Consider the following 12,027-nt stretch of genomic DNA (forward strand, 5'->3'; position numbering starts at 1 on the left):
TAAGTTTTAAAAGTTAGCAGCAATCGTTTCTCTTTTTTTCAAGATGATTACTAATGTGTTCAAAAAATCCTTTTATTTTCTCGAGTCCCGGCTCATTGATGCAGTAACAGATAGAATTGCCTTCAATGCTGCCTTTTATTAGTCCGGCGTTTTTTAGTTCCTTAAGATGCTGTGATACCGTAGGCTGGGAAAGCGGCAATTCATTGACTATATCCCCGCAGATGCAGGTATCTACCTTCAGCAGGTATTCCATAATTGCTATGCGCGCCGGATGCCCTAAAGCCTTGGCTAAAACTGCTAATTGATTTTGATTATCTGTAAAGTGGTCTGTTTTTGTAGCGCCCATTGTTTTATCTTTATATTGCAATATTACGATATTTATTTAAAGTGAAAAAATATAAATTGATTTAATATTAAATTGAAATATTATATTTTCAGATCATAAGGATTTAGGAAGAGATTTTTTGGTACTGCATAAAGCTGAAGGCGAAGGACTTGCCAGGTCCGGGAATTCCCGCCGCGGGTGCTTTTATATTCCAAATTGCTGGCAGCGGGTATTATGGAATGCCTTTGCAAATTTCAAGAAATGCAGGTGAATTAATCTGTCGGGAAATTAATGGAAGCACTGCTGTTGCCGCTGGCCAATATCATGTTCTGCGCAGCCGCGGACTAATGGTTCATGGGGCCGTTTTGTTAAAATTGACCGCCGGGCGCACAGGCCAGCTTCCAATTATGATCCATCAGGTATTAGACAATATACAACAGCAGTTTATTAAAGATGAAATAATCTGCAGTACATGCCCGAGCTAACGGCAGTATGAGTATGCTAAAGGGCCTTTTGAGGCTGTTTTAAGGGTGGATATCCTGGACAATGCCGATAATGGTGGCAGGGGTGCCGTTTTCATCTTTGATGATCCTGCCGTTGATTTTAATCCATTTTACGGATTGGTCAGAATTTACGATTCGGGCTTTACAGTGTATAATGCCTGTATATTCTGCATCCGTATGTGCTTTTTTACGTATGGACAGGTCCTCGGGATGCAGTTTTGCAATTAATTCTTCATTAGTGATATTAGAATCTGCAGCAATGGAAGCATATGGTGTTATCAAATCTCATGAGGCAAATGAAAAAAATGCGCCAATTGATTTCAATTGACGCATTTTGGCTTAAAAAAGTAACAAGCACTAGCAGCTGTTTACCTCTTTTATTGTTTTAGGGTTAAGGTATTCATGTTAGTAATCTGGCCATTCACCACTACTGCATTAGGAATAACCAAAGCCGGCAATTGCGACGAGGCATCCGGTGTAATGGTTACAGAATATGTCCCTGCTGGAAAGCCATTTAACTGAAAAGCTCCTGATTCATCTGTATAAGCTGAAATAGTTGTGTCCCCAATCTGAACCGATACTAAAGATTGAAAATTGAAAGGTGTTATTATTCCCTTAATAATTCCAGATGTAGCAGTTGTAGATACTCTGATTACAGGATGTAAATTGAAGTTGCCAGAACCACCTGATTCTACAACAACGGATGCTCTACATCAAAATCAAGTAAAAAATCATACGTTGCTCCAGCTGTCAAAGTTTGATTTATTTTTAATTCCCAATTAGGATTAATGCTGCGCAAAGCACTTCAAAAAACCGGCCTGTTCTTTTAGTTCAAAAATACAATTAGCGGCTGAGCGGAAGTATTTTATCAGCCTTCTCATTTCCATTCTACTGCTTATTTGTATTGATTGTTTCAATCGCTTTTTCTTTTAAAGCTGCAAAATGCAAAATTCTGAACTGTATCAAAAGGGGTTTTGTGATCAAGGGTAAAACATTCTATTTTTTCAAAGTATTTCTCAAAACATCTGGCCATTGTATTTTCTGAATACTGCTTGACTTCAATACCGCTGCATTTCTCAGGGCCCTGTTCTGAAAAAGTGCCGATAAGCATAATTCCATTCTGGCAGACTGCATTGGCGGCAGTCTGCACATATTTGGCAATGTTCTGATCGTCGGTCAGAAAATGAAACGCTGCCCTGTCATGCCAAAAGTCATATTGCTCACTGGGTTGAAAGTCCGAAGCATCGGCAACAATCCATTTTACATTTGAAGCTCTATTCTGAAGCCTGGTTTCTGCCCTTTCAACTGCTGCTTGAGATGTCCAGGACAGTAATATTTTCGAAGCCTAAATCAAGCAGATGGTCAGCAAGAAAAGAGTCGCCTCCCCCAATATCGATGATTTTGCAGTTTTGGGCAGATCAAGATTCTTAATAGACTCTAATGATGTTTTGGGTATGGACAAGAAAAGCGGCGGGCCATGGTCTGCCGCTTTTCTTAATGTTCCTTATGGGGATGCTTCTCAGTTCTGGATATTCTAATCTGCCGAAGCTTTACAAGGGCGGAACTTCACTGCTGTTAATAAAGGCCTGCTCATTCTTAAGCGGTTTTTAAAGCGGGAGGGACAATTTTTAACAGTCCGCAGTGCGCTCTGTGGCGTAAAAATAATTATATTTGGACAGCAGAGACAATCATATACAACAGGACTATTTTTTTACGATGCAGACAGCCGTACGATTCAGGGTGAGAAAAGACCTGGCGCCGCATGAGCAGCACAGGGTGTTACAATTAAAAGGCAACCTCATTTCCAGGGGGTATACCCAGATTATCCATATATCGGACCAGGATGAGGAGTTTCATCTCAATACCTTTGAGACGCCAAGGGAGAAGGGTATTGAAGTGCAGCAGTATATAAAGGACTATATCAGCGCCGAGAACCTCTCGGAAAGCATAAGCATAACCTGACAGCTAACTGAGTTAAACCTGAGATTAAAGCCCGCCCGCAGTCACATGACGGCGGTTTTTTAAGTTTTAAAGCCGGACGTAAAAAAGGGCTGTGCATATAAAATAAAACGACTGTCAATGTGCTTTTCAACGCAGACAGACCTTATTTGGGAGTCCCTATCACTGATCAGCTTTTATTTTTATAATGCTAGCCTGATTGATCTGCCAGCTTAAAAGGGATTTTTCAGCCGCAAATTAATTGTGCAGTACCGTATTGTTTATTTTGATCAGGCCCGGTATGGTTATGCAGCTTTCATCGGTAGCCGGATTCAGGACAACGTAGCCCAGATCCTCCAGCAGGATCAGCGCATTTAATATTTTTGCCTGATTTTCCCTTTGGGCGGAAATATTCTCTGTAAATGTTTTCTGAATATTATAGGGCGGCATTACAAATACCGCCAGCTCTTCTAATGTGCAGGTGCAGGGGTATCTCGCGGCAAGCCTGCTTAGTATACTGTCAAAATAAACGACTGATGTCTTCAAAATATAATAGTATAAAGAGTAACATAATAGCTTGGAATAAAGATACAAAGATTTGATTGCTATTTAAAATATTTTCATTAAAATCTGAATTGAAATTAGCACCATCCTGCTGTTATCCATTTATTTTTTCCTTGGCCTGTCAATGCACCGATTCTTGGACGGACTAAGGTAAAAATACAAGGTTGGAACTGCAACGCTTACTGCCGTTGCAGTCAGTAAATTTTTAAGTGATCTTTTGAGTAAGGAAAAATCATAGATTCCTAATGCGAATCCAGAGATATCAGCATAGCACTGTAATAGAGCTGTAATAGAGCTGTTGAGTTTACATTGAGCCCGACAGAGGCAGCTATATTGACGCAGACAAGTATCCAAAGATTAGCTTCTTTGATAGTAATGTTTTTTTTAACAGCATCTAAGGTTTTTGCTCCATCATCTTCTCCTTCAAGGAAGTTGAGCAAATCTGAAAATTTTTCGCATCATATAAAAATCAGCAGTTATTTAGCAACTGTTCGGTCTGATATTACTAAGATAAGACTTATTTTATTACTTATGGTATTAAATTAATCTGCTCCCCCATCGACACTGTCAAAAGTTTCTCTCTCCTTGGGTCTGATGCTGTATTTGACAGATACCATCGGACCATAGTAGATATCGAACTGAGTTCCATTTGTACGAAGCTGCATTTGTCCGATTATGCCAGCTAAAAAATGAATATTAGGAGTAATTCCTGCAGTATAATATACTGACAGTCTAAAAATATCAAAATTCTCTTTTGCATAATCTTTTGACGCGAACTTAAGCATCAGCTCCGCATAGTAGCCTATATTGGGAGCCAAGAACAACGGTTTGCTCTTGCTTTGAGGGAGAAAATGATTTACTCCAAATCTCATACGAATTCTTGGGACGGTCTGATGGACTCCGTTTCGGTCATCAAAAAATTTAGTTTCAAAACGGATCTGCTCAAAGATAGTTCCTCTCGGCATATCTTGTGAGAATGTGCCCATTATGATTAAGCGGTTCTCAAGCGTTTCATAATTTCCCATTTCTTCAACCGCATATTTCTGATTGTGCGCATATCCCAGCCACAATTTGATATTTTTGAAGCCAGAATAGACAAGCCAGGGCCTTAATACGACTCTCTGAGTGTATTCAAAAGGATTTTTTGTATCGTAGGATCCCTGCGTTACTAATTGCATATCAGCCTGACCGCTTAAGTGCCATTTTTCATATAGGGGAAAAGCAATATCACCTTCCGTTATAGAAGCTGGAATAAATCCGACTGTGTAAGGCGGATCAAGCTGTGCATTTGAAATTTGCGATGCTAAAAGTGCGGATAAAGAAATGATAACTCTTTTAAATCGGATCATAATTAGAGGTGTAGAAAACAGAAAAAGTTAAGATATTCTGCCTAAGTTATTTCAATGCGGTGACTGCAAACAAAAGAGGCTAAATTATTTTAGCCTCTCCAAATCAATAGTATTCCATTTAAGGCTCAACGATATTAAACCAGAAATTAAAACTGTCTATTTTTCCTAAAAATGAAGTAAAGGCATTTTGATCCCCAACGATCTTTATCGCCTTGGATTTCAAAAGATCAGCAAAAGAAGCTTCTTTTAAGCTCACTTTATTGAGATCGCTTCTGTTGATTGTTATTGTTGCTGTAACATTGTTTTTAACGCTTCCTCCAATTCGAGGTGTTACAACTCCATTTGCCACAATTAATGCTACCTTCTCTTTTACATCTGGAAGAACAATGTTAAAATTATATTTCATAGCAGCAGCATCAGCCTCTGTTCCTTTGAATTTCATGGCAAGAAAATTAAAGAATAAGTCAGTACTCATTCCGCGAACCATGTCGGGGCCTGCTGTATCAGGTGATGGCAGTACTTTAACTCCATTTCTTAATTCTGCTGCTCCTGACAGATAAAAATTTCTCCATGGACCAGATTCGGCTGCATAGCCCAGCTGTTCGTAAGCATCTGCCAAAAGGTTTCTTCCATCCTGATTTTTCGGATCTGCGAAGACCAGATGGCTTACAACTTCAGCCACCCATCGGTATTCTCCTTTGTCATACGATTTTTTAGCATTTGATAATAAATTATCCGCACCTCCCATAAATTCAACATACTTCTTGCCAGCATCAACTGGTGTTAATTTATTTAAATTGGAAGGGTTGCCGTCAAACCATCCAAAGTATAATGATATTGTGCGCGTACATCATGGCTTAAAGTTCCATAGTACCCTCTGCTGTAAGATTCTTTATCCAGCGATTCGGGAAGCTTCAGCATTTCAGCAATCTCTATAGGAGTATAGCCCTCGTTTGCAAGTCTTAGCGTCTGGTCATGGATGAAACGGTATAAATCACGCTGCTTCTCCCAATACGGTTTGATATTTTTGTTGTCCCAGGTAGGCCAGTGATGCGAAGCAAAAGAAAATTCCACATCGTCTCCCCATTTTGCAAGCGCCAAATCAATATAGGCGCTCCATTTCTGTCCATTACGAACCTGCGCGCCTCTTAAAGTGTAAAGGTTGTGAAGCGTATGGGTTATATCCTCAGACTGGCAGAATGCTTTAAGTTCTGAAAAATAGAACATCATTTCGGCAGGCGCTTCCGACTCTGGAGTATAGATAAATTCAACTTTAAGCCCATCGACAATTTTTTCCTCGCCCGAAAGCTTGCTGATTTTTACGGTGCCGTCTAAAATCCCTGCCAGTCCTGTTGACGTTGTCTGCCCTAAACCGGTTCCTAATGTTCCCTTTGCATCTTTTGGAAGAAGATTTCCGTACATATAGGAAGCTCTTCTTCCCATGGTATTTCCTCCCATTACGTTTTCGCTGATAGAATGGTCAAAAAATCCTTCAGGCACATAAATAGGCACTTTACCGCTTTTTACATCTTTTTCGTCAACAACGCCTCTTATTCCTCCAAAGTGGTCTATGTGGCTGTGGGTAATTATTACAGCGGCTACAGGTTTTTTTCCTATTTTTTCGTTTGCCAATTCCAAACCTGCTTTGGCTGTTTCAGGAGATAGTAGAGGATCAATAATAATCCATCCTGTTTTCCCTGCTATCAAAGTCATGTTTGCCAGGTCGAACCCTCTGATCTGATATATTGAGCCCTTCTTTACTTCAAACAGCCCATTGATACTGTTGAGTTCGCTTTGACGCCATAAGCTCGGATTTGCAGTTGCGGGTGCAGTGCCTTTTATAAAGTCATACTGCTTCATGTCGTAGATAATATTCCCTTGTGAATCCTTTATATTTCCTGCTGGAATAGTAGCTATCAGTCCCCTTTTTGCATTTTCATAATCGGTTTTGTCTGCAAAAGGAAGATAAGATAAGAGATCATTATTTGCTTTTTGCGTAAAGCTTGATGCCTCTTTTTGATTTTTATCTGTTTTGATTTTTTGAGAATAGGTACTTACTGTTGTAAACAAGGTTATAAATAATAAAAACCTGACTGCTGTTTCTGAAAATTTTTTCATGGTGATACCTCTTTAAGTTGTTAAAAAATAATAGAATGCTGATTTCTATATTTTGATGGGTATCTAAAATTAAATTTTAAATAAGAAGAGAGTAAATTCTTATTGGAAAAGATTGTTTCATTTTATAATTTGCAACCAGTTAATTGATTATGCAACATTATTTTTGTTATTATGCCGCGCTGAGTATAAATAGATGGAAGAATTAGCGAAGTAGCAATTATAGCTTTTGTCTTTCAGGCTGGCCTAACGGGACATGAACCAATTTTTGCCGAAAACATTAAGATTTTAAATTTAAGTAAGAAAAGGGACATTTTGGAAATCACAAAAAAAGCCTGAGAAACATAGACTTCTCAGGCTTTACATTTTTTCTCTGTAGCGGGAAGAGGACTAGAACCTGTGTTGTCGCGGAGAAATCAATTAAACTAAAATTTCTTTTGATGATTGATGATGAAAAAGCTATATTTTTGAAATGAAAATAATAATCAAATGACGGACTGATTTATTATATAAAGTAACAGATAAAATATGAAAATTGTCGATAATGAGCAAACTTGGAAAGGTTTCTTTTCATACTTGGAAGGTTATGATATTATTGATAGTTATATAAATGTGCCATTCAAAATGAATTTGACTTTTGATGGTGATTCATTTGTAGGAACTACAATCGATTCAGAATCTGAAAATGTCATCACAGAACCAATTCTGGTAAAAGGGTTTATTGAAAATGATCAAATTAGTTTCGTAGTAAATTATCCCTATCATTACTATAAAGACGACAATAATAAAATTTTGATTGATAAAAATTTGAGTCACCCTAATATAGAATATCTCGGATTTTATGATCAAGTTGAGAAAAAATTTTTCGGAACCTGGGAAATGATTATTTCTACTGAAAAAATAACAGAAGAAGAGTATATAGAAGAGGTTGCAAGTGGAGGATTTGAAATTTACAGAGATAAATGATTTTGACGCAACTGCGATAAGATTCTAATTTAATGTTTTTCAATCTCCTGCTAACATGAGCGCCCTACTTCAAATAAGTAAAGGTAATTTAAAACAACAAAAAGCTCCAGATTTCTCTGAAGCTTTTTGTTTTAGCAGCGGGAAGCATTCAATTATCTAACCAGATTATCTTGGATTATTACAGTATTTTAGCATGAGCATCTTAATTTTTTCTATGTTTTTGGTTTGCATAGCCACTCTATAAGTGCCAAAAAGAATCAATCAAATTAAAAGGTCTCTTGATAATTTGAGTGAAAAAAAATATATATTTGAAAGTAAATAATGGGTGAAATTTATCACATATATAAGCAAGTTGGCAGTAACTGCCTCAAATAGCACATAAGATAAAACATGCATTACATTAGTGAAATAGAAGATATTCTAATAAATAAAAAGAGTTTTATACAAATAGGATATCAGAAAACAGAAAGTGGTGATCAAATAATATTCACACTAAAGCAAAAAAATGAAAACAATTAATTTAGAATTTTTACTTAAAGCAATTTGGATTGTATCTATTCTAGTTACTATTTATATTTTTAGTTGGCTAACATTTCTCAATTTCACATTTGGAAATATTGTAACGACTAAATACACAATATGGAATCTTATCCTTCCAAATAGTTTCACACTCGGAATATTAATTATTTATACAAAAGAAATATTAATGGGATATAATCCTAAATCCAAAAGCCGAAATTTAAAGTCATTTGTTTTCTTTACTACACTACTATTAATTTTGACTTTAATACAAATTCCACAATTCGAATTAATATTTGATGAAAATAATTCAAAATACTGGCAACTAGTTTTGTCTCTAATAATTGTCTTAACTTCATATATTGGAATTATTTTAAATAGAATTTTAAAAATTAAAGGATTGAAAAATTAGCTGTTAAAATCGTACTTTCGACAAAAAATAATCATCATATAAACAGCCGTTTCACAAGATTTGGGCATTAGGCTGAATTTAAAAATGGTTTTGTATTAGGAAAGTTTAGGCAGATCCGAAGATAAGGCTTAATTTAATCCCAAACCTCTTGTAGCGCCAGAACGGTAGGCATCAGTTGACAAAAAACGAAACTGTATTAGAAACGAAAAACAAGGTTCTGTCGCATCTATGTCTAAGTTTTATCTTTGGTTTTTCAAAACTAATAAAAAATGAATACCAAAGGTCATTGTTATCCAAAATATGTAATCCTGGAGGCAGTGTATTTTAAATTAAGATTTACCCTTAGCTATCGTGACGTTGAGGAAATAATGAAAAGTAGAGGAGTGCTTGTGGATATGCTGCAATTCAGCGCTGGTTTTATAAATTTACGCCTTTCATTGAATCAGAGATGAAGAAGAGAAAGGTCAAAGTGGGGGCAAGCTGGAGATTGGATGAAACTTATATAAAAGTAAAAGGTATTTGGTCTTATTTGTACAGGTCAGTTGATAAATTAGGTAATACGGTTGACTTTCTTTTGACTAGAAAAAGACAGAGAATGAGCGCTCAGTCTTTTCTAATTAAAGCAATTACTAATGTGAGCAATAATATGCAGCTGCTCAAGTTCAGTCTCTGAAATTAAAATTTCTAAGAATTGCACGAAAGAAGGAACGCTGGTTCTTGCCGCTGCTTCATCTGTGAAGTAATCCTTTATTTCAGCAGCAGAAGGCCAACTAAAAAAACCTGTAAATCCGTCAAATTGCAGATCCCATGCTAATTGTGCAGTCCTTTTTGCAGCATCATCAAATGAATTATTATAACCATGAACAAATAATAATGCATTTTTTTTTTGCGTTATTTTTAGTGTTTCACTGAAGTGATTTATAAATGAAGAATAATCCAGTGCTTGAATTTTCTCCACAACTACATGCATCTGAGGATTCTCTAGAAATTTAAAAATCCAAAGATTTAAGGGGGTTTCGATTTCTCCCTGTTTATGACCCTGTGGAATATTTACTTCACAAATTCCATATTGCAATTCGCCATCCAAGCTGCCATAATTTTGTTTGCTTTCTATTTTATCAGCAGGTTTTCTGTTTGTACCATAGAAAAGGCGTATTTTTCCGCCGGGATCTTGTTTAGCATTTAAAGACTTAGCCTCTGTATTTCTTTCAATTGTTTCATGCTCATTTGAGAAATACTTTGCATCATTAGATTCTACATTTATTTCTTCCATTCTGAGACCATATTGATGTGCAATTTTTTTCACGTCTCTAGAATTTAAGCCTTGAATCAGAGAATCTTCCTTAAAAAAAGATATTGTAGCATCATTCGGTTCCGTTTCTACCCAGTTAATTTTTAATATTACTAAAGAAGATGGTAAATGGATTGTTGTAAGGGAAATAGGCGATTACGTTTACTATTGAATTGTATATATTAGTTAGTTAGTTAGTTAGTTAGTTAGTTAGTTAGTTAGTTAGTTAGTTAGTTAGTTAGTTAGTTAGTTAGTTAGTTAGTTAGTTAGAGTAATAAATCAATTTTTTGCTTCATTCTAGTAACAAGTAATCCAAAATAGAAGAGCAGGAAATAAATAAATACGCCATCGGCTTTATCTTGTGGAAATATACCTTGGGAAAAGCCGTTTATTGTATGCAGGGAAGCTGCAGTACATTGGCATTCAGGGGCTGTTCTGTTTTTCTTTGCAGTTTTTCATTATAAGTGGTGATGTAGATTTCCATCGAGCCAGTGCCAACCGTCAGCGATAATATATGCCCGCCGAAGGCATTGAAATCTTTATCGGCGGCCACACCGTGCATATGCAGCGAAGGACTGCCGTCTTTCCAGGCTATGGAACCGGTAAGGCTCCCCATCTCAACCTTGTAAAAAGACTTGGGGTTGAATTTCTTTTTTTCGAAATCATAAAAGCCGAAAACAGCCTGCTGGGCAAAGCCGATACCGGTGAAATAGGCAGAGGGGATCTTCTGCTCCCTTGTAAGACCCTCTAGAAGTTCCAGTACATTGTCGCCCTCGCGCAGCACCATAAGGTACCCCTGCGGGGTTTTGGCATAGCGGCAGCTGCCGTTGTCTTTCGTCTGAGCTTGTAATGGGCCGGCTGCTGCAAGCAGCAGTAAACAGATGATGGTATAGATGTATGGTTTCATAAAGCCAAGGTTTTTAATAGTGAAAGCACCAGCTTGGTATTACCGGCTGCGGATCATTTCTTTACGCCTATTGATAAAGATAGTGCATTTACAGCCGGCAGGGAGAAAAATAATGGAAAAATTAATTCAAACCGATAAAAAGGCTTGCAGAGACAGTGCCTTGTGTATGCTGGGGCATAACGGACTTTGGATCCCTTCACCGCCCTTGGGAACTTACATCGTTAAGGTACGTTTTTTTGGTGCTTTCTTTTTTTCGTTTTTCTTTTTGAAAGGCTGCTGATACTGCCGCAACGGGTTTGTTTGGTTTTATCTATAGTAAAAGCATTTAGTTAATGTTTTTTGTTTCTTGATTTATTGCTCTGTTCTTTTTGTATTTCTTATCTTTTGAAAGGTGACAGGTTTTTAAAAGAATATTGTACCGTAGTTTGTTTAGAAATGCAGTTGATGGTGTGCGGAGAGACAGCTGTAATAGTAAAAAGATAAATGATCTGATTACGGGATCACGTAAGGATATGGTGAAGTGATGCAGTATTTTTGTAATCTGCTGTCAAAAAGGCACTGCAAGGATATGAAAGATATTTACCAGCATATTATAGAAATTGAAAAAGGACATTTAAACAGGAAACTTATTCAAATCAAAGAACGCCATAATAGGATAATGGTTTTATTGTATGGTGCCTATTTAGTCGTATTGATAGGTGCGGGGGGAGTGCTTTTGCTGCTTTGAGTTGTATTCTCTTTTTAATCGGTGATGACAGCAATATATGGGAGTCAGCCATCACAAGGGATGATTTTGCAGCACCATGAGAACTTCAGTCCTGTCTTATCCTATTTTAGAGATTATGGCATTATGCTGTTTTTATTCAAAACGGCTAAAAAAGACAACCAAACTAGCGCCGGCAGTCTGCTGCATGCGCATAACTGACTCCAGTTCCTATTGTCAGCCCTTCGGGACTTATAGCACGCCGCATCCTTAACCCGTGCTTTATCTGTGCTTTCTTTTTTTCGTTTTTTCTTTTGAAAACAATTTTTTTGGACAGGGGGATTTTAAGAAGCACGAATAGATCATTTTTTTGCTTCAGTCTAGTAACAAGTAATCCAAAATAGGAGAGCAGGAAATTCAATGAGCAATGAAATG

13 protein-coding genes and 1 pseudogene are annotated in these 12,027 nt (G+C 37.0%); 5 read left to right on the forward strand and 9 right to left on the reverse strand.

Annotated features, from left to right (window positions below; translation table 11 throughout):
* Positions 1–13: 13 nt before the first annotated feature.
* The 7 genes and pseudogenes from C4F50_RS15460 to C4F50_RS15490 form a co-directional block, all read right to left on the reverse strand.
* A complete protein-coding gene (locus tag C4F50_RS15460; RefSeq protein ID WP_194139546.1) occupies positions 14–346 on the reverse strand; it encodes an ArsR/SmtB family transcription factor in 333 nt (110 codons plus the stop codon).
* Positions 347–849: 503 nt separating this feature from the next.
* Complete coding sequence (locus C4F50_RS15465) at positions 850–1,110, reverse strand: PAS domain-containing protein (RefSeq protein ID WP_194139547.1); 261 nt, start codon at positions 1,108–1,110, stop codon at positions 850–852.
* Between the two features lie 1,914 nt (positions 1,111–3,024).
* A complete protein-coding gene (locus C4F50_RS15475; RefSeq protein ID WP_194139548.1) occupies positions 3,025–3,312 on the reverse strand; it encodes a hypothetical protein in 288 nt (95 codons plus the stop codon).
* Between the two features lie 260 nt (positions 3,313–3,572).
* Positions 3,573–3,770, reverse strand: coding sequence for a DUF389 domain-containing protein (locus C4F50_RS15480; protein WP_194139549.1), 198 nt, complete (start codon positions 3,768–3,770; stop codon positions 3,573–3,575).
* Between the two features lie 102 nt (positions 3,771–3,872).
* Positions 3,873–4,679, reverse strand: a complete 807-nt coding sequence (locus C4F50_RS15485; protein WP_194139550.1) for a DUF2490 domain-containing protein — start codon at positions 4,677–4,679, stop codon at positions 3,873–3,875.
* A gap of 118 nt (positions 4,680–4,797) precedes the next feature.
* Positions 4,798–5,277 (reverse strand): alkyl sulfatase C-terminal domain-containing protein, encoded by a 480-nt coding sequence (locus tag C4F50_RS25670; RefSeq protein WP_255521142.1) that lies wholly within the window; start codon positions 5,275–5,277, stop codon positions 4,798–4,800.
* A pseudogene (locus C4F50_RS15490) lies at positions 5,266–6,797 on the reverse strand (alkyl/aryl-sulfatase); the annotation flags it as partial. The pseudogene C4F50_RS15490 and the gene C4F50_RS25670, both read right to left, overlap by 12 nt.
* Before the next feature lie 525 nt (positions 6,798–7,322).
* Here C4F50_RS15490 and C4F50_RS15495 point away from each other — a divergent pair.
* From C4F50_RS15495 to C4F50_RS25895, 3 genes are all read left to right on the forward strand, one after another.
* A complete protein-coding gene (locus C4F50_RS15495) occupies positions 7,323–7,760 on the forward strand; it encodes a hypothetical protein (RefSeq protein ID WP_194139551.1) in 438 nt (145 codons plus the stop codon).
* Positions 7,761–8,265: 505 nt separating this feature from the next.
* A complete protein-coding gene (locus C4F50_RS15500) occupies positions 8,266–8,691 on the forward strand; it encodes a hypothetical protein (protein ID WP_194139552.1) in 426 nt (141 codons plus the stop codon).
* Positions 8,692–9,139: 448 nt separating this feature from the next.
* Complete coding sequence (locus C4F50_RS25895; RefSeq protein WP_194139553.1) at positions 9,140–9,364, forward strand: DDE-type integrase/transposase/recombinase; 225 nt, start codon at positions 9,140–9,142, stop codon at positions 9,362–9,364.
* On the opposite strand, the gene C4F50_RS25850 is transcribed toward C4F50_RS25895, so the two are convergent.
* Together C4F50_RS25850 and C4F50_RS15515 are read right to left on the reverse strand one after the other, a co-directional pair.
* The gene (locus C4F50_RS25850; RefSeq protein WP_194139554.1) at positions 9,305–9,997 is read right to left on the reverse strand and encodes an alpha/beta hydrolase; all 693 of its coding nucleotides are present in this window, start codon (positions 9,995–9,997) and stop codon (positions 9,305–9,307) included. The genes C4F50_RS25895 and C4F50_RS25850 overlap by 60 nt on opposite strands.
* Before the next feature lie 373 nt (positions 9,998–10,370).
* Positions 10,371–10,889, reverse strand: coding sequence for a PPC domain-containing DNA-binding protein (locus tag C4F50_RS15515; RefSeq protein WP_194139555.1), 519 nt, complete (start codon positions 10,887–10,889; stop codon positions 10,371–10,373).
* A 112-nt stretch (positions 10,890–11,001) separates the two neighbouring features.
* Between C4F50_RS15515 and C4F50_RS15520 the strand changes: the two genes are divergently transcribed.
* The gene (locus tag C4F50_RS15520) at positions 11,002–11,169 is read left to right on the forward strand and encodes a hypothetical protein (protein WP_194139556.1); all 168 of its coding nucleotides are present in this window, start codon (positions 11,002–11,004) and stop codon (positions 11,167–11,169) included.
* Between the two features lie 288 nt (positions 11,170–11,457).
* Positions 11,458–11,616 (forward strand): hypothetical protein, encoded by a 159-nt coding sequence (locus C4F50_RS15525; protein WP_194139557.1) that lies wholly within the window; start codon positions 11,458–11,460, stop codon positions 11,614–11,616.
* The last annotated feature ends 411 nt before the right edge of the window (positions 11,617–12,027 follow it).

The sequence above is a fragment of the Flavobacterium hungaricum genome (assembly GCF_015182285.1).
In the GTDB taxonomy this organism is placed as follows: domain Bacteria; phylum Bacteroidota; class Bacteroidia; order Flavobacteriales; family Flavobacteriaceae; genus Flavobacterium; species Flavobacterium hungaricum.